Origin of the sequence: Streptomyces sp. NPDC060184, assembly GCF_042728795.1 — a bacterium.
Taxonomy (GTDB): Bacteria; Actinomycetota; Actinomycetes; order Streptomycetales; family Streptomycetaceae; genus Streptomyces.
Genome location: NZ_JBHWYX010000003.1, coordinates 21882 through 45673 on the forward strand (window position 1 = coordinate 21882; position 23792 = coordinate 45673).

22 protein-coding genes and 1 tRNA gene are annotated in these 23792 nt (G+C 71.5%); 10 read left to right on the forward strand and 13 right to left on the reverse strand.

What is annotated here, in order from left to right; genetic code table 11:
* Positions 1-55: 55 nt before the first annotated feature.
* Positions 56-352, reverse strand: coding sequence for a hypothetical protein (locus ACFWEE_RS03090; RefSeq protein ID WP_386885871.1), 297 nt, complete (start codon positions 350-352; stop codon positions 56-58).
* A gap of 14 nt (positions 353-366) precedes the next feature.
* Positions 367-2037, reverse strand: coding sequence for a sodium:solute symporter family protein (locus ACFWEE_RS03095; RefSeq protein WP_386885873.1), 1671 nt, complete (start codon positions 2035-2037; stop codon positions 367-369).
* 245 nt (positions 2038-2282) lie between these two features.
* On the opposite strand from ACFWEE_RS03095, the gene galT reads away from it, so the two are divergent.
* The 4 genes from galT (at position 2283) to ACFWEE_RS03115 (ending at position 6705) form a co-directional block, all read left to right on the forward strand.
* Positions 2283-3326 (forward strand): galactose-1-phosphate uridylyltransferase, encoded by a 1044-nt coding sequence (gene galT / locus ACFWEE_RS03100; protein ID WP_386885875.1) that lies wholly within the window; start codon positions 2283-2285, stop codon positions 3324-3326.
* Positions 3323-4306, forward strand: coding sequence for a UDP-glucose 4-epimerase GalE (gene galE, locus ACFWEE_RS03105; protein ID WP_386885876.1), 984 nt, complete (start codon positions 3323-3325; stop codon positions 4304-4306). Before galT ends, galE begins: the two co-directional genes overlap by 4 nt.
* Positions 4303-5520 (forward strand): galactokinase, encoded by a 1218-nt coding sequence (galK, locus tag ACFWEE_RS03110; RefSeq protein ID WP_386885877.1) that lies wholly within the window; start codon positions 4303-4305, stop codon positions 5518-5520. Before galE ends, galK begins: the two co-directional genes overlap by 4 nt.
* A 441-nt stretch (positions 5521-5961) precedes the next feature.
* On the forward strand, positions 5962-6705 hold the full coding sequence (locus tag ACFWEE_RS03115) for a LuxR C-terminal-related transcriptional regulator (RefSeq protein WP_386885878.1): 744 nt from the start codon (positions 5962-5964) through the stop codon (positions 6703-6705).
* Positions 6706-6750: 45 nt separating this feature from the next.
* Here the strand turns inward: ACFWEE_RS03115 and ACFWEE_RS03120 are convergent, their stop codons facing one another.
* Positions 6751-7248, reverse strand: coding sequence for a MarR family winged helix-turn-helix transcriptional regulator (locus tag ACFWEE_RS03120; protein WP_386885879.1), 498 nt, complete (start codon positions 7246-7248; stop codon positions 6751-6753).
* Between the two features lie 87 nt (positions 7249-7335).
* Here ACFWEE_RS03120 and ACFWEE_RS03125 point away from each other — a divergent pair, with 87 nt between their 5' ends.
* Together ACFWEE_RS03125 and ACFWEE_RS03130 are read left to right on the forward strand one after the other, a co-directional pair.
* On the forward strand, positions 7336-8139 hold the full coding sequence (locus ACFWEE_RS03125; RefSeq protein ID WP_386885880.1) for a trans-aconitate 2-methyltransferase: 804 nt from the start codon (positions 7336-7338) through the stop codon (positions 8137-8139).
* 101 nt (positions 8140-8240) lie between these two features.
* On the forward strand, positions 8241-9005 hold the full coding sequence (locus tag ACFWEE_RS03130; RefSeq protein ID WP_386885881.1) for a hypothetical protein: 765 nt from the start codon (positions 8241-8243) through the stop codon (positions 9003-9005).
* A 239-nt stretch (positions 9006-9244) separates the two neighbouring features.
* Here the strand turns inward: ACFWEE_RS03130 and ACFWEE_RS03135 are convergent, their stop codons facing one another.
* Entirely contained in the window at positions 9245-9931 is a 687-nt protein-coding gene (locus ACFWEE_RS03135) for a TetR family transcriptional regulator (protein ID WP_386885882.1), read from the reverse strand.
* Entirely contained in the window at positions 9928-10932 is a 1005-nt protein-coding gene (locus ACFWEE_RS03140) for an acyl-CoA desaturase (protein WP_386885883.1), read from the reverse strand. Before ACFWEE_RS03140 ends, ACFWEE_RS03135 begins: the two co-directional genes overlap by 4 nt.
* 355 nt (positions 10933-11287) lie before the next feature.
* On the opposite strand from ACFWEE_RS03140, the gene ppc reads away from it, so the two are divergent.
* Positions 11288-14020 (forward strand): phosphoenolpyruvate carboxylase, encoded by a 2733-nt coding sequence (gene ppc, locus ACFWEE_RS03145; RefSeq protein WP_386885884.1) that lies wholly within the window; start codon positions 11288-11290, stop codon positions 14018-14020.
* A 202-nt stretch (positions 14021-14222) separates the two neighbouring features.
* On the opposite strand, the gene ACFWEE_RS03150 is transcribed toward ppc, so the two are convergent.
* The 3 genes from ACFWEE_RS03150 to ACFWEE_RS03160 form a co-directional block, all read right to left on the reverse strand.
* Positions 14223-14741: a hypothetical protein gene (locus tag ACFWEE_RS03150; RefSeq protein ID WP_386885886.1), complete on the reverse strand. Its 519-nt coding sequence runs from the start codon at positions 14739-14741 to the stop codon at positions 14223-14225.
* A 106-nt stretch (positions 14742-14847) separates the two neighbouring features.
* Complete coding sequence (locus ACFWEE_RS03155; RefSeq protein ID WP_386885887.1) at positions 14848-15318, reverse strand: hypothetical protein; 471 nt, start codon at positions 15316-15318, stop codon at positions 14848-14850.
* A gap of 128 nt (positions 15319-15446) precedes the next feature.
* Positions 15447-16763 carry an MFS transporter gene (locus ACFWEE_RS03160; RefSeq protein ID WP_386885889.1) on the reverse strand — a complete coding sequence of 439 codons (1317 nt, stop codon included), beginning with the start codon at positions 16761-16763 and terminating at the stop codon, positions 15447-15449.
* Positions 16764-16841: 78 nt separating this feature from the next.
* Between ACFWEE_RS03160 and ACFWEE_RS03165 the strand changes: the two genes are divergently transcribed.
* Positions 16842-17294: a winged helix-turn-helix transcriptional regulator gene (locus tag ACFWEE_RS03165; protein WP_386885891.1), complete on the forward strand. Its 453-nt coding sequence runs from the start codon at positions 16842-16844 to the stop codon at positions 17292-17294.
* Positions 17295-17493: 199 nt separating this feature from the next.
* Positions 17494-17874 (forward strand): hypothetical protein, encoded by a 381-nt coding sequence (locus ACFWEE_RS03170; protein WP_386885893.1) that lies wholly within the window; start codon positions 17494-17496, stop codon positions 17872-17874.
* A 52-nt stretch (positions 17875-17926) separates the two neighbouring features.
* On the opposite strand, the gene pth is transcribed toward ACFWEE_RS03170, so the two are convergent.
* The 5 genes from pth to ACFWEE_RS03195 form a co-directional block, all read right to left on the reverse strand.
* Complete coding sequence (gene pth / locus ACFWEE_RS03175) at positions 17927-18520, reverse strand: aminoacyl-tRNA hydrolase (RefSeq protein ID WP_386885895.1); 594 nt, start codon at positions 18518-18520, stop codon at positions 17927-17929.
* Positions 18521-18686: 166 nt separating this feature from the next.
* Complete coding sequence (locus ACFWEE_RS03180; protein WP_386885897.1) at positions 18687-19277, reverse strand: 50S ribosomal protein L25/general stress protein Ctc; 591 nt, start codon at positions 19275-19277, stop codon at positions 18687-18689.
* 266 nt (positions 19278-19543) lie between these two features.
* Positions 19544-20524 carry a ribose-phosphate diphosphokinase gene (locus ACFWEE_RS03185; RefSeq protein WP_386885899.1) on the reverse strand — a complete coding sequence of 327 codons (981 nt, stop codon included), beginning with the start codon at positions 20522-20524 and terminating at the stop codon, positions 19544-19546.
* A 120-nt stretch (positions 20525-20644) separates the two neighbouring features.
* The gene (gene glmU / locus ACFWEE_RS03190; RefSeq protein WP_386885901.1) at positions 20645-22090 is read right to left on the reverse strand and encodes a bifunctional UDP-N-acetylglucosamine diphosphorylase/glucosamine-1-phosphate N-acetyltransferase GlmU; all 1446 of its coding nucleotides are present in this window, start codon (positions 22088-22090) and stop codon (positions 20645-20647) included.
* A gap of 109 nt (positions 22091-22199) precedes the next feature.
* Positions 22200-22272 (reverse strand) — tRNA-Gln (locus ACFWEE_RS03195).
* Positions 22273-22772: 500 nt separating this feature from the next.
* On the opposite strand from ACFWEE_RS03195, the gene ACFWEE_RS03200 reads away from it, so the two are divergent.
* Positions 22773-23792: sensor histidine kinase (locus ACFWEE_RS03200; RefSeq protein WP_386885903.1), on the forward strand; the 1020-nt coding region annotated here is incomplete at its 3' end.

Genomic DNA, 23792 nt, shown 5'->3' on the forward strand with positions numbered 1-23792 from the left:
GCTGCGGGTGGGTCCGGCCCCTGCGGTGGCCGTGGGAAAGGTGCGGTGCGGCCGGTCAGTGACCGGCGGGGCCGCCCGGCTCGATCGGTTCGACCGGGGCCTGCGTCGGGCGCAGCCACATCCAGAGCAGGAACAGCAGCCCGAGGACGAGCATCGCGAGGCCGGTCCACAGGTTGATGTTGACGCCCTGGGCCTTGTCGAGGTCGGCGTCGGACGGGCTGATGCCCGCGATGGTGACGATGACTCCGTAGACCACGAAGAGACCGCCGATGATCCGCCTGATGTCGAAGAGGCGTGCCGCCGTGGCGGACTTGCTCTCCAGGTCGGAGACTTCCTTGTGCAGCTCGGACATGGTGGTTCCTCCGATCAGAACGAGTAGGGGACGTAGCAGGCGGCGGCGATCACGATGGCGCCCCAGCCCAGCAGGGCCGGCTTGCGGTACCACGCGGAGTCCGACTCCTCGGGCACCTCGGGGGCGTCCGGGGACTCGGTGCCGTAGACCAGGCCGGCCAGTTCGGCTTCCGGCTTGGGGGCCGTGAAGAGGGTGACCAGGACCATGACGACCGCACCGGCGACGAAGCCGACGATGGCGGAGACGAAGTTCGCGCCCTGGTCGGTCGGGATGTCGATGATCCCCTGCTTGTAGAAGACGAAGTAGTTGACCATCGCGGCGGTGGTGCCCGCGACCAGGCCCCAGACGCCGGACTTCATCGACGCGCGCTTCCAGAACATGCCGATGATGAAGACGACGAACATCGGGACGTTGAAGAACGAGAAGAGCGTCTGCAGGTAGCTCATGATGTTCGAGAAGCTCGACGCGATGAACGCCGTGCCGATCGAGGCGAGCACGCCGACGGCGGTGACGCCGCGGCCGAAGCGCAGGTAGTGCGCGTCCGGCGCGTCCTTGCGGATGTAGCGCGCGTAGATGTCCGTGGTGAACACCGTGTTGAACGAGGAGACGTTGGCGGCCATACCGGCCATGAACGCGGCGAGCAGACCGGTCACCGCGATGCCGAGGACACCGTTCGGGAGCAGGTCGCGCATGAGCAGCGGGATCGCGTCGTTGTACGTCAGGTCCGAGCGGTCGGTGCCGATGTTCGGGACGACGACGGCGGCGACCATGCCCGGGATCATCACCAGGAAGACGATGAAGATCTTCGGGAACGCGGCGATGAGCGGGGTGCGCTGCGCGGCCGAGAGGTTCTTCGCGGACAGGGCGCGCTGCACCTCGGCGAAGTTGGTCGTCCAGTAGCCGAAGGAGAGGACGAAGCCGAGGCCGAGGATGATCGTCAGCCAGTTGGCGCCGAGCGCGTTGCTGTCACCGATGCCCGTGCCGCTCCAGGCGGACATGAACTTCGACCCGTGGCTCTTCGTCAGGGAGTCGGACAGGCCGTCCCAGCCGCCGACGCGCTTGAGACCCAGGATGGTCAGGGGTATGAGCGCGGCGAGGATGACGAAGAACTGGAGCACCTCGTTGTAGATCGCCGAGGAGAGTCCGCCGATGGTGATGTACAGCAGGACGAAGATGCCCGCGACGGTGATCGCGACCCACTGCGGCCACCCCAGCAGCGCCTCCACGACGATCGAGAGCGCGTAGAGGTTGACGCCGGCTATCAGGATGGCGGCGAACGCGAACAGCGCGGAACTCAGCAGGTGGGCCGACTTGTCGAACCGCTGGAGCAGGAACTCCGGGACGGACCGGACCTTCGAGCGGTAGTAGAACGGCATCATCACCAGGCCGAGGAAGACCATGGCGGGGATGGCGCCGATCCAGTACCAGTGGACGACCGAGACGCCGTACTGCGCGCCGGTCGCGGCCATGCCGAGGATCTCCGTGGCGCCGAGGTTGGCGGCCACGAAGGCCAGACCGGTGACCCAGGCGGGCAGGGAGCGGCCGGAGAGGAAGAAGTCGAGGCTGGTCTTCACACTGGCGCGGGCCGCGAAGCCGATGCCGAGGACCACGACGAAGTAGATGGCCAGGATTGTGTAATCGAGGCCGTTCGTGGGGAGCCGGAGCCCTTCAGCCAGATAGTTCATGGGGGGTACTCGCTTCGTTGCGCGAACTGAACCTGATGAAACTTACGCCCATGCATTCAATAACTGAACAAAGTTGCTGGTGTTCTTTGTTTGATCGTGATGCAGGGGGGCGAATTGACCCGATGTAAAGAACCAGGTCTCCACTAAATCGCACACAGGGGCACAGCTTGTCTACAAAGAGTTACATCATTGACGCCTCTGTTCGGTTGTGATTAATTGTGTTTAGTTATGTTTGGAGGAACCTGGTGAAGAAGACGGCTACGACCCTCGCCGACGGTCGGGAACTGATCTATTACGACTCCGCCGACGACGTCGTACGCGACGCGGTGGACCGCAGGCCGCTCGACTCCGTAGCCACCTCGTCCGAGATCCGGCGCGACCCGGTCCTGGGCGACTCCGTCGCCATCGCCTCCCACCGCCAGGGCCGCACCTACCACCCGCCGGCCGACGAGTGCCCGCTCTGCCCCTCGCGGGGCGAACGGCTCAGCGAGATCCCCGACGACGGCTACGACGTCGTCGTCTTCGAGAACCGCTTCCCCTCGCTCGCCGGGGACTCCGGCCGCTGCGAGGTCGTCTGCTTCGCCTCCGACCACGACTCCTCCTTCGCCGACCTCACCGAGGACCAGGCCGCGCTGGTCCTGGCCGCCTGGACCGACCGCACGGCCGCCCTCTCCGAGCTCGACCAGGTCGCCCAGGTCTTCCCCTTCGAGAACCGCGGTGCCGAGATCGGTGTGACACTCGGTCACCCCCATGGCCAGATCTACGGCTACCCCTTCGTGACGCCCCGAACCGAACTGATGGTGCGGTCGGCCGTCGCCCACCGCGCGGAGACCGGACGGAACCTCTTCGAGGACGTCGTCGCCCGCGAGATCGCCGACGGCGACCGGATCGTCCTCACCGGCGAGCACTGGGTGGCGTTCGTCCCGTACGCAGCGCACTGGCCGTACGAGGTCCACCTCTACCCGCGCACCCGCGTCGCCGACTTCCGCGAGCTGGACGACGCCGCCCGCGCGGAGTTCCCGCAGATCTACCTGGAGCTCCTGCGGCGCTTCGACCGGATCTTCGGCCCCGACGCGCCCCCCACCCCCTACATCGCCGCCTGGCACCAGGCGCCGTTCCGTGCCCCCGGGCGTGAGGAGCTCGCCCTCCACCTGGAGCTCTTCACCATCCGTCGCACCCCCGGCAAGCTGAAGTTCCTCGCCGGATCGGAGTCCGGCATGGGAGCGTTCATCAACGACGTGCCGCCGGAGACCGCGGCCGAGCGACTGCGAGAGGTAGCGAGCAAGTGAGCACCACCACCCCGAAGAAGTACCTGGTCACCGGCGGCGCGGGTTATGTGGGCAGCGTCGTCGCCACCCACCTGCTGGAGGCCGGGCACGCCGTCACCGTGCTCGACGACCTCTCCACCGGCTTCCGCGAGGGCGTCCCCGCGGGCGCCGAGTTCATCGAGGGCCGCATCCAGGACGCCGCGAAGTGGCTCGACCCCTCCTACGACGCCGTCCTGCACTTCGCCGCGTTCTCCCAGGTCGGCGAGTCCGTCGTGAACCCGGAGAAGTACTGGCTCAACAACGTCGGCGGCACCACCGCGCTGCTCGCCGCGATGCGTGACGCCGGGGTGCGCACCCTCGTCTTCTCCTCCACCGCCGCCACCTACGGCGAGCCGGTCTCCAGCCCCATCACGGAGACCGACCCGACCGCCCCCACCAACCCGTACGGCGCGACCAAGCTCGCCGTCGACCACATGATCACCGGTGAGGCCGCCGCCCACGGGCTGGCCGCCGTGTCGCTCCGCTACTTCAACGTGGCCGGCGCGTACAAGAACGCCGGGGAGCGCCACGACCCCGAGTCCCACCTCATCCCGCTGGTCCTCCAGGTCGCCGCCGGCGAGCGCGAGTCGATCAACGTCTACGGCGACGACTACGCCACCCCCGACGGCACCTGCGTCCGCGACTACATCCACGTCGCCGACCTCGCCGAGGCGCACCTCCTCGCGCTGGGCGCCGCCACCTCCGGCGAGCACCTCATCTGCAACCTGGGCAACGGCAACGGCTTCTCGGTCCGCCAGGTCATCGAGACGGTCCGCGAGGTCACCGGCCACCCGATCCCGGAGACCGCCGCCCCGCGCCGCGCCGGCGACCCGGCCGTCCTCGTCGCCTCCGCGGCCACCGCCCGCGAGCGCCTGGGCTGGACGCCGAGCCGTCCCGACCTGGCGGGTATCGTCGCGGACGCCTGGGCGTTCGCCCGCCGAGAGGAGACCACCGCATCATGACCGAGACACCCGAGAACACCGCCGCCGAGGCCGTCGCGACCACCGGACCGCTGGGCCAGGACGAGTTCACCGCCTCCTTCCGCGCGCTCTACGGCACCGAGCCCGAAGGGGTCTGGGCCGCCCCCGGGCGCGTCAACCTCATAGGCGAGTACACCGACTTCAATGACGGCTTCGTCATGCCGCTCGCCCTGCCGCACACCGCCCGTGCCGCCGTCGCCCGGCGCACCGACGGCCAGCTGCGGCTGCACTCCACCGACGTGCCCGGCGGCATCGTGCAGCTCGCGATCGACGGCCTGACCCCCAACGAGGGCCACGGCTGGGCCGCGTACCCGGCGGGTGTCGTCTGGGCGCTGCGCCGCGCCGGGCACGAGATCACCGGTGCGGACATCCAGGTCACCTCCACCGTGCCGACCGGCGCCGGGCTCTCCTCGTCCGCCGCCCTCGAAGTGGTCGTCGCGCTCGCGCTCAACGACCTCTTCGGCCTCGGCCTGACCGCCGCCGAACTGGCCGTCCTCGGCCAGGCCGCCGAGAACGACTTCGTCGGCGTGCCCTGCGGTGTCATGGACCAGATGGCGTCCGCCTGCTGCACCGACGGCCACGCCCTCCACCTGGACACCCGCGACCTCGCGGTGCGCCAGGTCCCCTTCGACCTGGCGGCGCACGGGCTGCGGCTGCTGGTCGTGGACACCCGCGTCAAGCACGCGCTGGGCGACGGTGCCTACGCCGAGCGCCGGGCCGGCTGCGAGGAGGGCGCCCGTCTGCTCGGGCTGGGCAAGCTGCGCGAGCTGGGTCACGAGGACCTGCCCGACGCCCTCGCCCGCCTGGAGGCGGCCGGTGCGGACGAGTCCGTCGTCCGCTACGTACGCCACGTGGTCAGCGACAACGCCCGGGTGGAGCAGGTCATCGCGCTGCTCGACGCCGGGGACGTCCGCGCGGCGGGCCCGGTGCTCACCCAGGGCCACACCTCGCTCCGCGACGACCTGCGGGTCTCCTGCGACGAGCTGGACCTCGCCGTGGCGACCGCGAACGCGGCCGGGGCGCTCGGCGCCCGTATGACCGGCGGCGGCTTCGGCGGCTCGGCGATCGTGCTGGTCGAGGAGTCCGACGCCGAGGCGGTCACCAAGTCGGTGCTCGACGCCTTCGCGGCGGCCGGCCACGCCACCCCGGGCGTCTTCGCCGCCGTCCCCTCGGCGGGCGCGCGCCGCCTGGTCTGACGACCGCCCCGCACCACACCCGCGTGCACGAGCGCCGGGACCGGGCCCCACGGCCCGGTCCCGGCGCTCTGCCGTGTCCGGCGGCCGGCGGCCGTCCCGGTGCGGGGGCACAGAATGTGGCCTCGTTCGTCCACTTCCGTCCCGGAACGGGACAGGAAGCACCCCTTGAACGCCGGGGACGGTCACTTCCGCGAATCGGCTTCCCGGGCACCCGTACGCCCGTACGCTGATGGGCAGCACCGGTGGGGGCCGGTGCCGTTCAGGGGCCGAGACGGGCGGTGCGGCACCCCGGGCGCAGACGGTGGCGGCTCGGTGCGCGCGGCGGGGCCGCGCGGACGGTTCTCCCGTCGCGGAGCTCGGGCGCCACGACCGCCCCGACGTGTTCCCACCCGGGTCCGGCCTCAGGACGGCGGACCGGGACCGTCCCAGTGGGGGGTAGACGTGGCCCGTATCCGGGTTCTCGTGGTCGACGACCATCGTATTTTTGCCGAATCGCTCGCCGCGGCGCTCGCCGCCGAGCCGGACGTGGACGTGGCCGCCGCGGGCAGCGGCCCGGCCGCACTGCGCTGCCTCGACCGTGCCGCCGCCGAGGGCCGCGCCTACGACGTCATGCTGGTCGACGCGGAGCTGGGCGGTGCCCCGGCGGCGGGCGGGGTCCCGCAGCAGGGGGGCCCGGTCGACGGGATCTCCCTCGTCGCGGGGGTCCGCGAGGCGCGGCCGGGCGTCCGCACGGTGGTCCTCGCCGAGCGGGACGACCCCCGCCGGGCGGCGGCGGCGCTCCAGGCGGGTGCCTCCGGCTGGGTCGCCAAGGACTGTTCCCTGCAACGCCTGCTGGCGGTCATCCGGGGGGTGCTGCGCGGCGAGACGCATCTGCCGCCGGCCCTGCTCACCGGCGTCCTGCGGGAGTTGACGGCCGCGCGCAAGCACCGCACCGAGAGCGAGCTGCTGGTGGAGTCGCTCACCCCGCGCGAGCGGGAGGTGCTGCGCTGCATGGTGGCGGGGCTGGGGCGCAAGGCGGTGGCGGAGCGGCTCTACCTCTCGCCGCACACGGTCCGTACCCACATGCAGAACGTCCTGGGCAAGCTCGGGGTGCACTCGACGCTGGCGGCGGTGGCGCTGGCCCGCAGGGCGGGCGTGGGGCCGGTCGACCTGACGGTCGAAGCGGTGCCGCTGGGGAGTGTCTGACCGTGCGCGCAGCCCGCCCGGCGGGCGGGGCCCGCACGACACGGCTCAACCAGGGACGTTGTCGAACGGGGCGGTCAACTGGCGGAGCAGGTCGGCGAGTTCGCCGCGCTGGTGGGCGGAGAGCTCGCCGAGGATGGCGCGTTCCTGGTCGAGCAGTCCGGCGAGCGACTGGTCGGCCTTGTCGCGTCCCTCGGCGGTCAGCCGGACCAGTACCCCGCGCCGGTCGTTGGGGTCGGGGAGGCGTTCCACCAGGTTCTTCTTGGTCAGCCGGTCGATGCGGTTGGTCATCGTGCCCGAGGTGACCAGGGTCTGCGTCAGCAGCTGGCCGGGCGAGAGCTGGTAGGGGGCGCCGGCCCGGCGCAGCGACGTGAGGACGTCGAACTCCCACGGCTCCAGGTTGTGCTCGGAGAAGGCGATGCGGCGGGCCCGGTCGAGGTGGCGCGCGAGGCGCGACACCCGGCTGAGGACCTCTAGTGGTTCCACGTCGAGGTCGGGGCGCTCGCGGCGCCATGCTGCGACCAGACGGTCGACCTCGTCCTCCATGTCGATCAGTGTAGAGGGTCCCTCGATGTGAAGTCTCTTGGTTTCAAGTGTCTTGACGTCAAGATAAGTCGGGGGGATGGTGGAGCCATGAGCGAATCCGTCTGGGACCCCGGCCAGTATCTCCGCCACGCGGAACACCGCACGCGCCCCTTCCTCGACCTCCTCGCCCGGGTGGGCGACCTCCCCGGCGGCGCCCGCCCCCGCGTCGCCGACCTCGGCTGCGGCCCGGGGAACGTCACGCTCCTCCTCGCCGACCGGTGGCCGGGGGCCCGGATCACCGGCTACGACAACTCCCCGGAGATGCTGGAGCGGGCCCGTACCCACGCCACCGCCACACTCGACTTCGCCGAGGCCGACGTCTCGGAGTGGGTCCCCGCGGAGCCGTACGGCCTGATCGCCTCCAACGCCCTGCTCCAGTGGGTCCCCGGCCACGCCGACCGCTTCCCCGCCTGGCTGGACGGCCTCGCCCCCGGCGGCACCCTCGCCTTCCAGGTGCCCAGCAACTTCGGCGCCCCCAGCCACGTCCTGATGCGCGAGCTCGCCGAGTCCCCCCGCTGGCGGGTCCGCCTCGGCGGACTCCTCCGCCACGAGGACGCCGTCCTGGAGCCCGCCGCCTACTACGACCGGCTCCTCGCGGCCGGATGCGCGACGGCCGACGTCTGGGAGACCACCTACCTCCAGGTCCTGCACGGCGACGACCCGGTGCTCGACTGGGTCAAGGGCACCGGCCTGCGCCCCGTCCTCGCCGCCCTCGCCGATGACCCCGAAGCTCTCGACGCCTTCCTCGCCGAGTACCGCGACCTGCTGCGCACCGCCTACCCGCAGGGCCCGCACGGCACGGTCTTCCCCTTCCGCCGGATCTTCGCCGTCGCCCGGAAGAGGGATGCCTGAGCGGCGAGCCGCGTGCCGGGCGTCGCCGGACAGGCGCCACTTTCGACACGCGCCCGAAAACCCCTGGACGGACCGCGCTCCCCGGGGCAGGATCCGCACGCGTGACGACGACGCAGCACGATCAGCTCCGACTGGTCCGCGGATCCGCCCGGAACAACGCCGAATGGTGCGCGGTGATGAGCCGCACCCACGGGGTCCCCGGCCGGTTCGGGGCCCAGGCCTGGACGGCACCGGCCCGCACGCCGCCCTACTACCCCGACGCGGTGACGCTGGTCCCCGGCGCCGATCCGGCCGGCGTCGCCGGGGGCATCGACCTCACCGCGCCCGGCGCCACCGTCAAGGACAGCTTCGCCGACCTCGACCTGACGGCCCGCGGATTCCGGGTGCTGTTCGAGGCCGCGTGGATCCACCGCCCGGCCGGTCCGCCCGCCGCCTTCTCCGGCACCCCCTGGGAGGTGGTCGAGGACCCGGACGCGGTGCGCGCCTGGGCACACGCCTGGGACGGCGGCGACGGCGACGCGGACCTCTTCCGGCCCGCCCTCCTCGACGACCCGGACACCTTCCTGCTCGCGGCCCGCGAGCGGGACGGGGCGGTCACCGCGGGGGCGGTGGCGAGCCGCAGCGGGGACGCTCCCGGTGACGGCGTCCCCGGCGGGAGCGGTGTCGGCGGCGTGCTCGGCCTCTCCAACGTCTTCGCCCGGGACGGCGGCGCCGGCGCCGCCTGGCCCGGGGCCCTCGACGCGGCGCACCGGCTCTTCCCCGCGCTGCCCGTGGTCGGCTACGAACACGGCGAGGACCTGGACACCGCCCTGCGCCACGGCTTCACCGCGACGGGCCCGCTGCGCGTCTGGCTGCACCACGGCTGACGGGGGCTTCGGCGCGGGGCCCGCGTGCGGCCGTCCCGGCCCCGAAGCGCGCGTGCCGCTTCAGCCGGGGACGTCACGGCCGACCGCCCGACGGGGGGTGTCACGGCCGACCGCCCGACGGGGGTGTCACGGCCGGCCGCCCCGTACGTGCTTCCGTGACGCCTTCCCGTACGGCGAAAGGGGTCCCGCCACCCGAGTGGCGGGACCCCTTCGCGTACGTGCGCCCACCGTGCCGCCCGTCAGCTCTTGCGGTGCCCTATCAGCCGGGGCTTCGGCTCCAGGTTCTCCAGGCCGTGCCAGGCCAGGTTCACCAGGTGCGCCGCCACCTCCGCCTTGCGGGGCTTGCGGACGTCGAGCCACCACTGGCCGGTGAGGGCCACCATGCCGACGAGGGCCTGCGCGTAGAGGGGGGCCAGCTTCGGCTCGAAGCCCCTGGCCTTGAACTCCATGCCCAGGATGTCCTCCACCTGCGTGGCGATGTCGCTGATCAGCGAGGCGAAGGTGCCCGTCGACTGGGCGACCGGGGAGTCCCGGACCAGGATGCGGAAGCCGTCCGTGTACGTCTCGATGTAGTCGAGCAGGGCGAACGCCGCCTGTTCCAGCAGCTCACGGGGGTGCCCCGCGGTGAGGGCGCCCGTCACCATGTCCAGCAGCCGGCGCATCTCCCGGTCGACCACGACCGCGTACAGGCCCTCCTTGCCGCCGAAGTGCTCGTACACCACCGGCTTGGAGACCCCGGCGCGTGCCGCGATCTCCTCGACCGAGGTCCCTTCGAACCCCTTGTCGGCGAAGAGGGTGCGACCGATGTCCAGCAGCTGTTCGCGCCGCTCCTTCCCGGTCATCCGGACCCGCCTGGTCCGGCGTGCGGGGGGAGGGCTGCTTCTCTTGCTGCTCGTGCTGCCGTCGGTCGCCACGGTGCCCATCATGCCGCGTCGGCGGACACGGCCTTGCGCCGGGACTCCTTGCGTCGCGACTCGATGCGGTCGGCGTCCGGCCAGCGGACGTCGTACGCCCAGCCGAGCTGTTCGAACCAGCGGATCAGCCGGGCGCTGGAGTCGATCTGGCCGCGCATCACGCCGTGCCGGGCGCTCGTCGGGTCGGCGTGGTGCAGGTTGTGCCAGGACTCGCCGCAGGAGAGCACGGCCAGCCACCACACGTTCCCCGACCTGTCGCGGGACTTGAAGGGACGCTTGCCCACCGCGTGGCAGATCGAGTTGATCGCCCAGGTGACGTGGTGCAGCAGCGCCACCCGGACCAGCGAACCCCAGAAGAACGCCGTCGCCGCACCCCACCACGACATGGTCACCAAGCCGCCGACCAGCGGCGGGATACCCAGCGAGATGATCGTGAAGGTGAGGAAGTGGCGGGAGACCGCCCGCATCGCCGGATCCTTGACCAGGTCGGGGGCGTACTTCTGCTGCGGGGTCTGCTCCTCGTTGAACATCCAGCCGATGTGCGCCCACCACAGCCCCTTGACCAGGGCCGGCAGCGTCTCGCCGAAGCGCCACGGCGAGTGGGGGTCGCCCTCCGCGTCGGAGAACCGGTGGTGCTTGCGGTGGTCGGCGACCCACCGCACCAGCGGGCCCTCCACCGCCAGGGAGCCGGCGACGGCGAGCGCGATGCGCAGCGGGCGCTTCGCCTTGAAGGAGCCGTGCGTGAAGTAGCGGTGGAAGCCGATCGTGACGCCGTGGCAGCCGATGTAGTACATCGCCACCAGCAGCCCCAGATCGAGCCAGCTGACGCCGTGGCCCCAGGTCAGCGGCACCGCCGCCACCAGGGCCGCGAACGGCACCACGATGAAGAGCAGCAGCGCGATCTGCTCGATCGACCGCTTGTTGTCGCCGCCCAGCGTGGCGGAGGGGAGAGAAGCGGGAGCCGTCCCCGTCGGCGGGTCCGGCTGGTCGGTCAGGTCGGGGCTGATGGTCATGTGATCCCCCGGGGGGTGAGGAGAACAGAACAAATCGGAATCGGCCGTGGTTACGGGACCGTAACCTACGGGATCGTAAGTGCCGTAGTGACGCGGCCCACACCACCAGACCACGTTCCGGCCGCCGTTCGTGGTATCTCATGCCCCCGTACGGGTAAAGCCTGTACGGCTCCCGCCGTCGGATGCCCCGCCCCGTCCCACCCTGTGAGGCCACCGGACGCGCCGACGCCGGTGCCACATATCCTGGAAGGGTCGGACAGCGCGGTCCGCACCCCGCTCGTCCCGGGGGCGGCAACAGCACGCTGCGGCCGTTGGCCCCGGATTCGTGCTCTACCACTGCAAGGAGCCGCACACTGTGAGCAGTGCCGACCTGACCCCTGCCGCCAGCAGCCCGGAACTGCGGGCCGACATCCGCCGCCTCGGCGACCTGCTGGGCGAGACCCTGGTACGCCAGGAGGGCCCGGAACTCCTCGAACTCGTCGAACGCGTTCGCGCCCTCACCCGTACGGACGGCGAAGCGGCGGCCGAACTCCTCGGCGACACGGACCTGGAGACCGCGGCGCAGCTCGTTCGCGCCTTCTCCACCTACTTCCACCTGGCCAACGTCACCGAGCAGGTGCACCGCGCCCACGAGATGCGCGACCGGCGCGCCGCGGAGGGCGGGCTCCTCGCCCGTACCGCCGACCGACTCAAGGACGCCGACCCCGAGCACCTGCGCGAGACGGTCAAGAACCTCAACGTGCGGCCCGTCTTCACGGCCCACCCCACCGAGGCCGCCCGCCGCTCGGTGCTCAACAAGCTCCGCCGCATCGCGGCCCTGCTGGAGACCCCGGTCATCGAGGCCGACCGCCGCCGCGTCGACCTGCGGCTCGCGGAGAACATCGACCTCATCTGGCAGACCGACGAGCTGCGCGTCGTCCGCCCGGAGCCGGCCGACGAGGCCCGCAACGCCATCTACTACCTGGACGAGCTGCACGCCGGAGCGGTCGGCGACGTCCTCGAAGACCTCTCCGCCGAACTGGAGCGCGTCGGCGTCCCGCTGCCCGCGGGCACCCGCCCGCTGACCTTCGGCACCTGGATCGGCGGCGACCGCGACGGCAACCCCAACGTGACGCCCGCCGTCACCTGGGAGGTGCTGATCCTCCAGCACGAGCACGGCATCACCGACGCCCTCGAACTCGTCGACCACCTGCGCGGACTGCTCTCCAACTCCATCCGCTACACGGGTGCCACCGAAGAGCTGCTCGAATCCCTCCAGGCCGACCTGGAACGCCTCCCGGAGATCAGCCCGCGCTACAAGCGGCTGAACGCCGAGGAGCCGTACCGGCTCAAGGCCACCTGCATCCGCCAGAAGCTCGTCAACACCCGCGAGCGCCTCGCCAAGGGCACCCCGCACCGCCCCGGCTGCGACTACCTCGGCACCTCCGAGCTCCTCGCGGACCTCACCCTCATCCAGACCTCGCTGCGCGAGCACCGCGGCGGCCTCTTCGCCGACGGCCGGATGGACCGCACCATCCGTACGCTGGGCGCCTTCGGCCTCCAGCTCGCCACCATGGACGTGCGCGAGCACGCCGACGCCCACCACCACGCCCTCGGTCAGCTCTTCGACCGGCTCGGCGAGGAGTCCTGGCGCTACACCGACATGCCGCGCGACTACCGGCAGAAGCTCCTCGCCAAGGAGCTCCGCTCCCGCCGCCCGCTCGCCCCGACCCCCGCTCCGCTGGACGCGGCGGGCGCCAAGACCCTCGGCGTCTTCCACACCATCCAGGAAGCGTTCGAGCGGTTCGGCCCCGAGGTCATCGAGTCCTACATCATCTCGATGTGCCAGGGCGCCGACGACGTGTTCGCCGCCGCCGTCCTCGCCCGCGAGGCGGGCCTCCTCGACCTGCACGCCGGCTGGGCGAAGATCGGCATCGTGCCGCTCCTGGAGACCACCGACGAGCTGCGCGCCGCCGACGTCATCCTCGACGAGATGCTGGCCGACCCCTCCTACCGGCGCCTCGTCTCGCTGCGCGGCGACGTCCAGGAGGTCATGCTCGGCTACTCGGACTCCTCGAAGTTCGGCGGCATCACCACCTCCCAGTGGGAGATCCACCGCGCCCAGCGCCGCCTGCGCGACGTCGCCCACCGCTACGGCGTGCGGCTGCGCCTCTTCCACGGCCGCGGCGGCACCGTCGGCCGCGGTGGCGGCCCCTCGCACGACGCGATCCTCGCCCAGCCCTGGGGAACCCTGGAGGGCGAGATCAAGGTGACCGAGCAGGGCGAGGTCATCTCCGACAAGTACCTCATCCCGGCGCTCGCCCGCGAGAACCTGGAACTGACCGTCGCGGCCACCCTGCAGGCCTCCGCCCTGCACACCGCGCCGCGCCAGTCCGACGAGGCGCTGGCCCGCTGGGACGCGGCGATGGACACCGTCTCCGACGCCGCCCACGCCGCGTACCGCAAGCTGGTCGAGGACCCCGACCTGCCCGCGTACTTCCTCTCCTCCACCCCGGTCGACCAGCTCGCCGAGCTGCACCTGGGCTCGCGGCCGTCGCGGCGTCCCGACTCGGGCGTCGGCCTGGACGGGCTGCGGGCGATCCCGTGGGTGTTCGGCTGGACCCAGTCCCGCCAGATCGTCCCGGGCTGGTTCGGCGTCGGCTCCGGCCTCAAGGCCCTGCGCGAGGCGGGACTCGACACCGTCCTGGACGAGATGCACGACCAGTGGCACTTCTTCCAGAACTTCCTGTCCAACGTCGAGATGACGCTGGCCAAGACGGACCTGCGGATCGCCCGTCACTACGTCGACACCCTCGTCCCCGACGAGCTGAAGCACGTCTTCGACGTCATCGAGGCCGAGCACGCGCTCACCGTCCAGGAAGTCCTGCGGATCACCGGCAACACCGAACTCCTCGGCACCAGCCCGGTCCTCCAGCAGACCTTCGCCATCCGCGACGCCTACCTGGACCCGATCTCCTACCTCCAGGTCGCCCTGCTGAAGCGCCAGCGCGACGCCGCCGCGGCCGGCGAGGAAGCCGACCCGCTCCTCGCCCGCGCTCTCCTGCTCACCGTCAACGGTGTGGCGGCGGGCCTGCGCAACACCGGCTGACCCAGCGGTACCTGCTCGCTGAACGGACTGCCCCCGTCCGGACACGTCGTCCGGGCGGGGGCATCCGCTGTTCGCGCACGTGGGCCGGCCATCCAGGTCCGGCCGGGACCACTCCGGCTGCTGCGATTGTTCGTCACGGCGAGTGGCGCCTTCACTCGCTCCTGAGGAGAAGCACGGCGGACCGAGTGCGGAGCGGCGTCCCTCACGGGAAGTAGAGAGCGAGCTTGTCCAGTGTGTGGCGGGTGAACAAGCCGCCGTAGCCGGTCCCGCCCCGGTACGCCGTGGTTCGCGAGACGCCGGGGGCAGCCTCGACCGTGAGGGGGCGGCTGATCAGTGTCGTGCCGAGGAGGCGGGCGTCCCGGGCGGCCCACTGGGCCGCCTCGGGCCGCACCCGGGCGCTCACCAGGGCCGGGAGTACCTGTGCCACGTTGCGGGCGCCGGGTATGCCTCCGCGCGCGCCCTTCGCGTAGCTCATGGCCCACCCCGTGAACTCGTTCAGGATGGCCACGTCGATCTCGGGGACGGCTGCCGCGAACACGAACAGCTCGACCCTCGTCCCGAACCAGCGGGCCTTGCGATCGGCGCGGTAGGCGGTCAGTGAGGGGTGGCCGTTCCAGTCCGACGACCTCACCGTGCAGCCGTCGGCCGTGAGCCGTCGTTGGAGTGCCGCGAGGTAGGTGGTGGCCGTGTCGGCGGTCGGGTCGGGCGCAGGCGAATCCATGCACGGATTCTCCAACGCCCTTGGCGCACAAGGGAAGAGGGGGATGCGCCTGACGGCGTACGGCGCTCCGCGACGGGTGGCGAGTCGCCCCCGCGCGATCAGCCCCTCACAGCGCGAGGAAGGTCGCCACCAGCAGCGCCGCCCCCGTGACCCCCGCCGCCCATGCCGTACGGGTCAGCCGCAGGCCGCCGCCCAGGACCAGGGAGGCCAGGATCAGTGAGCCGCCCAACGGGAGCCAGGCGTGCAGGAATCCGGGGACCCCGGTCCGTACGGCCTCGGCGCTGCCCGGCTTCAGGACCACCGGGAACGCGTCGCCGCGCTGTGCGGCGACGGAGCGCGTGACGATCACGCCCGAGCGCGGCGGGGACTGGGCGTCGGGGGTGTAGGTGCCGGTGCAGGTCTCCTCGCCGCAGCCGGTCACCGTCAGCGTGCCGTGCTCGCGGCCCTTGGCCAGGATGATGTGGTGCGCGGTCTCCCACGAGGCCCACGCACCCGCGACGAGCAGCAGCAGGGTGACCAGGGCCATCGCACCGTTACGGCCGATCAGGGCCGCGTGCTGGGAGGGGGTCCGCTTCATGGGGGCAGATCTTTGGGCAGGACGATGCTCTCGGTCAACTTGCGGCCGAAAACGGACGGATGAGCGGTCGGGAACCGGTGGGAATGTCGGGGATCGGGGGGTTGGGGCTCGGCCCGAGAGGTGACGCCTCAGTCCGCCGCCCCCGCCGCCCCCGCCGCCCCCGCCGCCACCTTCGTCGCGTGGTCCGGCAGGCTGCCCCGGGTGAGGGCCCAGAGTGCGAACGCGAGGACGCTGACGGCGGCGCCCAGTGCGCAGACCGCCCCCCAGCCGGCCGCAGCGTAGAGGGAGGTCGCGGCGATGGCTCCGGTGGCGCTGCCGGCCGAGTAGAAGACCATGTAGCCGCCGATCAGCCTGCTGCCCGCTTCCGGGTGCAGCGCGTGGATCAGGGTCTGGTTGGTGACGTGGACGGCCTGTACGGCCAGGTCGAGGAGGATCACGCCGACGAGCAGGGCCCAGAGGGAGCTGCGGGCGAAGGCCAACGGCACCCACGAGACGGCGAGCAGCGCCAGCGCGGTGCCGGTGGTCCGCCCGGAGAGCCCGCGGTCGTTCAGGCGCCCCGCCGCCGTCGCGGCCAGCGCGCCCGCGGCTCCGACCAGCCCCCAGGCCCCGATCGCGGTGTGGGAGAGGGAGTACGGAGGTTCGCTGAGCGGCAGCGCGAGGCTGCTCCAGAGGATGCTGAAGGCCGCGAAGATCAGCAGGCCCAGCAGGGCCCGGATGCGCAGCAGCCGCTCCCGGGCGAACAGGGTGACCGTGGAGCGCAGCAGCCGTCCGTAACGCAGGCGCTCCGGCGGGGTGTTGGTGTGGCGCGGCAGTACGCGGTACAGGACGAGGGCGAGCAGCGCGGTGAGCGCGGCCGAGGCGAGGTAGACGGAGCGCCAGCCCGCGAGGTCGGCCAGGAGACCGGAGGCGGTGCGGGCGAGCAGGATGCCGAGGACTACGCCGCTGGTCACCGTACCGACGACGCGTCCGCGCCGGTCGGGCGGTGCGAGCGATGCCGCGTAGGCCACCAGCGTCTGCGTGACGACGGCGAGGAGTCCCACCCCGGCCATGCCCGCGAGGAGGGCCGCCGCCGTGCGGGCGGTGGTGACGGCGGCCAACGCCAGGCCCATGAGGAGGAGTTGGGTCACGACGAGTCGGCGGCGGTCGGTGATGTCGCCCAGCGGTACGAGGAAGAACAGGCCCAGACCGTAACCGACTTGGGTGAGGGTGACGACGGCGCCGAGCAGCGCGGGGCTCATGGAGAGGTCGTGGCCCATGGTCACCAGGAGCGGCTGGGCGAAGTAGACGTTGGCGACCGCGGCTCCGCAGGCGACGGCGAACAGGGCGACGACGCCCCGGGACAGGGCGGGCGCGCCGCCTTCCCCGCTCCGGCCCGCGGTCCGCGGTGCGGCTTCCCTGTCGTCGAGCACGCGGCACCCCTTCCGTGCACGTGGCTTCCCGTACATCTGGTTTCAACTTGCTACCAGGGGCGACCGTAGCGGGGTTTGGTAGCATCATGCAACCGGTCGGGAGTGGAGGACGGCATGGTGACCAGAACACGCTTCGACGACAGCGACTGTCCCGTCGCCCGGTCCGTGGACGCCATCGGCGACTGGTGGTCCCTGCTGATCGTGCGCGACGCCTTCGACGGGAGCCGCCGCTTCGGGGAGTTCCAGCGCAGCCTCGGGGTGGCGAAGAACATCCTCACCGCGCGCCTGCGCGCCCTGGTCGCGGGCGGGGTCCTGGAAACCGTCCCCGCCTCGGACGGCAGCGCCTACCGCGAGTACGTACTGACCCCGAAGGGCAGAGCCCTCTTCCCCGTCGTCGTGGCCCTGCGGCAGTGGGGGGAACAGCACTTCTTCGCCCCCGGCGAACCCCACTCGCGGCTCGTCGACCGCGAACACGGCCAGGGCCTGCGCCCCCTGGAGATCCGGGCGGCGGACGGGCGGGTGCTGGACCCCGACGACACCACCGTCCGCAAGGTGCCCACCGCGTGAACCCGCCCCGGGCGCCCGCCGCCCGGCCCCGGTCCGCACGGCCCGGGTCGAGCCGCTGCTGCCCCGACCGAGGGCGCCGGGGGGAGCGGGCTGCCGGAGACCGGCAGGGTCCGGCCGGGGTCCGCTGCCGGACCTTCCCGTACACCCGGGAGGTTCGGCTTCCTACGATCGTGAACGACCCCAGGGGGGAATCACGATCATGCTTTCTCATCTGACCACCGGTGCCTGGTGGATCATCGCGGCCTGTGTGACCGCCGTCTACCTGGCCGCGATGAACCGGTGCATGCCGACACGCACGGCGCGTCGGCGCATGTTCCTGGTTCCGGTGGTCTGCTGGGTGGTTCTGCTGCCCGACGCCGCGGTGAGGGGCTACTCGGTTCCGGTCGTCCTGTACATCTACAGCTCGCTGCTGCTGATGGTCGTCGCCATGCTGGCCCCGGTGGCGAAGCGGGTCGGGGCCGACATCCTGGAACAGGAACAGAACCCCTGGCGCAAGGTGCCGCTCAACACCTTCTCCCTGTACTGGTTCACGGGGGTGATACCGGTGTGCGTGACGGCGGCGGTCTGCTTCTGGCCCTGACCCGGGCACCCGGGCAGCAGCCGCTCCCGTGACCCGACCACCCCCCGGTCGCTCAGGAGTTGTACGTCCCCTGGGCCCGCTCCAGCCCGTCCGCGAGCAGCGACTCCACCGCGTCCGCCGCCCGGTCCACCAGGTAGGCGAGCTCCTTGCGCTCGGTGGAGGAGAAGTCCTTCAGCACGAAGTCCGCGACCTGCATCCGGCCCGGCGGGCGGCCGATGCCGAAGCGCACCCGGTGGTACTCCGGGCCCATCGACTTGGTCATCGACTTCAGCCCGTTGTGCCCGTTGTCGCCGCCGCCCAGCTTCAGCCGCAGTGCGCCGAAGTCGACGTCCAGCTCGTCGTGGATCGCGACGACGTGGTCGGTCGGCACCTTGTAGAAGTCGCGCAGCGCCGTCACCGGGCCGCCCGACAGGTTCATGTACGACTGCGGCTTCGCCAGGACCACGCGCCGGTTCGCCGGTCCGGGCGGGCCGACGCGCCCCTCCAGCACCTGCGCCTGCGCCTTCTGAGCCCGCTTGAACTTCCCGCCGATCCGCTCCGCCAGCAGGTCGGCGACCATGAAGCCGACGTTGTGCCGGTTCGCGGTGTACTCGGGGCCGGGGTTGCCGAGGCCCACGATGAGCCAGGGATCGGTGACGTCGGACATCTGCGCGCTGTCTCCTCGGATGCGGCCCCGGCCGCGAGGGGGCCGGAGGGCGGGCGTGGACGGGGCGTACGGGCCGCGGGTGCCCCCGTACAGCCCGACGGGGCGGCGGCCCCCGGTAAGGGAGTCCGCCGCCCCGTCAGTCAAGCAGGTCGAACGAGGTCGAGGCTCAGGCCTCGGCGCCCTCGGTCTCCTCGGCGTCGGCGGCCGGCTCCTCGGCCTGCGCGGCGACGACCTGGAGCACGATGGCGTCCTCGTCACCGGCGAGCACGGAGCCCTTCGGCAGCGCGATGTCCTTGGCGAGGATCGAGTCACCAGCGGTCAGACCGGCGACGGAGACCGACACGGACTCGGGGATGTGGGTGGCCTCGGCCTCGACGGTCAGGGTGTTCTGGACGAACTCCAGCAGGAACGCGCCCGGGGCCAGGTCGCCCTCGGCCTCGACGGCGATCTCGACGTTGACCTTCTCGCCGCGCTTGACGGTCAGCAGGTCGACGTGCTCGATCTCGCCCTTGAGCGGGTTGCGCTGCACGGCCTTCGGGATGACCAGCGCGTCCTTGCCGTCGATCTCCAGACCGATCAGGACGTTCGGGGTACGCAGCGCGAGCAGCAGCTCGTGGCCCGGAAGGGTGATGTGGACCGGCTCGGCACCGTGGCCGTAGACGACCGCGGGAACCTGGTGGGCGCGACGCGCGCGACGGGCGGCACCCTTGCCGAACTCGGTACGGGCTTCGGCGGCGAGCTTGATCTGGTCGGCCATGGCTGCACTCCTCGTGAGGTGACGAAAATGGACTGGTCACCCGGCCACGACTTGTCGGCCTGCTACGAAGAGCGCGTCGATAACGGATCGCCGTACATGAGTACGGCCTCCCTCGCCGAGCAACTCCGTGAGTCTACCCGGCGGGGAGGCCGTCCCCCAAGTGGATCAGTGCCGCCCCGTGCCAGCACCCCGCTGACCTGCGGGTTACTCGTGCAACGTGGCGGAACGGTGTGCGGCGGTCGGACCGCTCGCACGGGTGGCGACGGTCAGTGCTCGTCGCTCTCGAACAGGCTGGTGACCGAACCGTCCTCGAAGACCTCGCGCACCGCGCGCGCGATCGTCGGGGCGATGGAGAGCACCGTGATCTTGTCGAGCTCCAGCTCGCCCGGGGTCGGCAGGGTGTCCGTGAAGACGAACTCGCTGACCTTGGAGTTCTTCAGCCGGTCCGCGGCCGGGCCGGAGAGGACACCGTGGGTGGCCGTCACTATGACGTCCTCGGCGCCGTGCGCGAACAGGGCGTCGGCGGCGGCGCAGATCGTGCCACCGGTGTCGATCATGTCGTCGACCAGGACGCAGACCCGGCCCTCGACGTTGCCGACGACCTCGTGGACGCTGACCTGGTTCGGAACGTCCTTGTCGCGGCGCTTGTGCACGATCGCCAGCGGGGCGTCCAGACGGTCGCACCAGCGGTCGGCGACCCGCACGCGGCCGGCGTCCGGGGAGACGATCGTCAGCTTCGAGCGGTCGACCTTCGCACCGACGTAGTCGGCGAGGATCGGCAGCGCGAAGAGGTGGTCGACCGGGCCGTCGAAGAAGCCCTGGATCTGGTCGGTGTGCAGGTCGACGGTGAGGATGCGGTCGGCACCCGCCGTCTTCATCAGGTCCGCGACCAGACGCGCCGAGATCGGCTCGCGACCGCGGTGCTTCTTGTCCTGGCGGGCGTAGCCGTAGAACGGCACGATCACCGTCACCGAACGTGCCGAGGCGCGCTTCAGCGCGTCCAGCATGATCAGCTGCTCCATGATCCACTTGTTGATCGGAGCCGTGTGGCTCTGGATCAGGAAGCAGTCGGCTCCGCGCGCGGACTCCTGGAAGCGGACGTAGATCTCACCGTTGGCGAAATCGAAGGCCTTCGTCGGCACGATGCCGACACCCAACTGGTGTGCGACCTCCTCGGCCAGCTCGGGGTGGGCGCGGCCGGAGAAGAGCATCAGTTTCTTCTCGCCGGTCGTCTTGATCCCGGTCACAGCACAGTCTCCTCAGACGTGTTTCTGACCGTTGCACGCATGTGTCCCGATGTGCAACGTGCCAGCCGAAATGGGTGAGCATCTATCACGGTACGCCGACTCCGGCGCGCGTGTTTCCGGTCAGCTTTCGCCTTCGGAATCCTGCGTGGCGGCCAAGGCGGCCTGAGCGGCGGCGCTTCCGGGCCGCTTGCGCGCGACCCAACCCTCGATATTCCGCTGCTGGCCCCGGGCCACGGCCAACGAGCCTGCCGGTACATCCTTGGTGATGACCGAGCCCGCGGCGGTGTAAACCCCGTCCCCGACCGTGACCGGTGCCACAAACATATTGTCCGAGCCGGTGCGGCAGTGGGAGCCGATCGTGGTGTGGTGCTTGTTCACCCCGTCGTAGTTCACGAAGACGCTGGCGGCGCCGATGTTGCTGTGGTCGCCGATGGTCGCGTCGCCCACGTAACTCAGGTGGGGGACCTTGGTCCCCTCGCCGATCGTGGCGTTCTTCATCTCGACGTACGTACCGGCCTTCGCCTTCGCGCCGAGCTTCGTGCCCGGCCGCAGGTAGGCGTACGGGCCCACGGTGGCACCGGGGCCGACCTCGGCGCCGTCGGAGACCGTGTTGTCGACCCGGGCGCCCTCGTGGACCACGGTGTCCTTCAGCCGGGAGTTCGGGCCGACCTCGGCGTCCTCCGCGACATGGGTGGCGCCGAGCAGCTGCGTACCGGGGTGCACCACGGCGTCCTGCCCGAAGGTGACCGTCACGTCGACCAGCGTCGACGCCGGGTCCACGATCGTCACACCGGCCAGCATGGCCTGCTCCAGCAGCCGCTGGTTCAGCAGCCGGCGGGCCTCGGCGAGCTGCACCCGGTTGTTGATGCCGAGGATCTCCCGGTGGTCCTTCGCGACCGAGGCGCCGACCCGGTGGCCCGCCTCGCGCACGATCGACAGCACGTCGGTGAGGTACTCCTCGCCCTGGCTGTTGTCCGAGCGCAGCTTCCCGAGCGCGTCCGCGAGCAGCCGCCCGTCGAAGGCGAAGACGCCGGAGTTGATCTCCCGGATCGCGTGCTGGGCCGGGCTCGCGTCCTTGTGCTCGACGATCGCGGTGACCGCACCGCTGACCGGGTCCCGCACGATCCGGCCGTACCCGGTGGAGTCCGGCACCTCGGCGGTGAGCACGGTGACGGCGTTGCCGTCCGCGGCGTGGGTGGCGGCGAGTGCGCCGAGCGTCTCGCCGGAGAGCAGCGGGGTGTCGCCGCAGACGACGATCACGGTGCCCTCGACCCCGCCGAGCTCCTGGAGCCCGATGCGGGTGGCGTGGCCGGTGCCGTTCTGCTCGGCCTGGAAGGCGGTGCGTACACCGGCGTCGCTCGCTTCGAGGTGCGCGACGACCTGCTCACCGGCGTGCCCGACCACCACGACGAGCTGCTCGGGGCCGAGTTCGCGGGCGGCGGCGACGACGTGCCCGACGAGCGAGCGCCCGGCGACCTCGTGGAGGACCTTGGGCGTCTTCGACTTCATGCGGGTGCCTCCACCCGCTGCGAGGACGACGACTGCTGCGGGGCTGCTGGCGCTCACGGATGTGCCCTTCGGCTTTCGGGTGCGGTCACCCGCAGGATACCGGGGGTGCACCTGCCGGAAACGGGCGCGGGCCCCGACCGGTGAGGTCGGGGCCCGCGTCGAAGAGCTCCCCCATCAGGATTTGAACCTGAACAGACGGTACCAAAAACCGCAGTGCTGCCTGATTACACCATGGGGGAATAACTCCGGCTAAACGGACATCGTGTCAGTTCGCCGGATCGGCACCCAACACTATGCCGTACCAAGCCCCTTCCGCGCGACGACGGAGCTCCGCACTCTTGATCACGTAGATGCGCGAGCCCAGAACTGCTCGGCTCCGGATACGTCCGCCGAGGCGTGGACGCCGACCCTGGGGTGCAGGCGATCCGGCGTGACGCCGAGCAGCCTGAGCCGGCTCAAGCAGAACGTGATCACGCCGGGATCGCGCAGCTCTCTGCCGGAGGCTCAGCCCCTCTCCGCGCAGGGCGACCGCCTGTGCGCGCAGAGCATCGAAGTCCGCTCGGGCGTGGGTGGTATCCGCCATAGGGCGATACTCGTCCCGATCGCGTGCTCTGTGCAGGCATGTGTCCGATGGATCGCCATTTCCAGGGATTACCCGCGGTTCGCGGCCCGCTCGAACACGTGTCGTGCTGCTGCGGTCACCCGAAAATGGGATGCGCCCGCCCGTAGGGTGGATGGCATGACCGCAACGGGGGCAGACCGGGAGGCGGCGGGAGTGACCACCCGCGGCTACTGGTGGTGGGAACGGCGGCGTGGTGTCGCCCTGGACGTGGGACTGGCGCTGGTCTCGGCGCTGGAGTGCGGGCTGGAGGGGATCCAGTTCGCCCAGGAGGCACGGCTCCCGGTGCCGGTCGGCGTGCTCTTCGGGCTGCTCGCCGGGTCGGTCCTGGTGCTGCGGCGCCGGTGGCCGATCGCCGTGGTCCTGGTGTCGATCGCGACCACGCCCGCCGAGGTCGGCTTCCTGATGGGCCTCGTCGGCCTCTACTCGCTCGCCGCCTCCGACGTGCCGCGCAGGATCACCGTCGTGCTGACCGGGATGTCGCTGGTCGGCAGCTTCATCGTCACGTACCTGCGGCTGAGCCGGAACCTCGTCGACCAGGCGACCTCCGCCGCCGTGCCGGGGGACTGGTACGCCCCGGTCGTCTCCCTCTTCATGGCGCTGGGGCTGACCGCGCCCCCGCTCCTCTTCGGCCTCTACATCGGCGCGCGCCGCCGGCTGATGGAGAGCCTGCGCGAACGGGCCGACTCGCTGGAGCGGGAGCTGTCGCTGCTCGCGGACCGGGCCGAGGAGCGCGCGGAGTGGGCGCGTACGGAGGAGCGGACCCGGATCGCCCGCGAGATGCACGACGTGGTGGCGCACCGGGTGTCCCTGATGGTGGTGCACGCGGCGGCGCTCCAGGCCATCGCGCCGAAGGACCCGGCGAAGGCGGTACGGAACGCCGCGCTCGTCGGCGACATGGGGCGCCAGGCGCTGACCGAGCTGCGCGAGATGCTGGGCGTGCTGCGCAGCGGGGACACCCTGGTCGCGCCGCGTACGGGTGCCGGACCGGGCCCGGGCCCGGGTGACGGGCGGCAGCCGCTTGCCTCCGTCGGCCGGGCCGTGGGCCCCCCCGCCCCCCCCCGCGCCGCGGGGTGGGGGGCAACCCCCAACAAACCAGAAAGGGGCGGCCCACCCCCCAGCGAGCGCACCCCCCCGGCG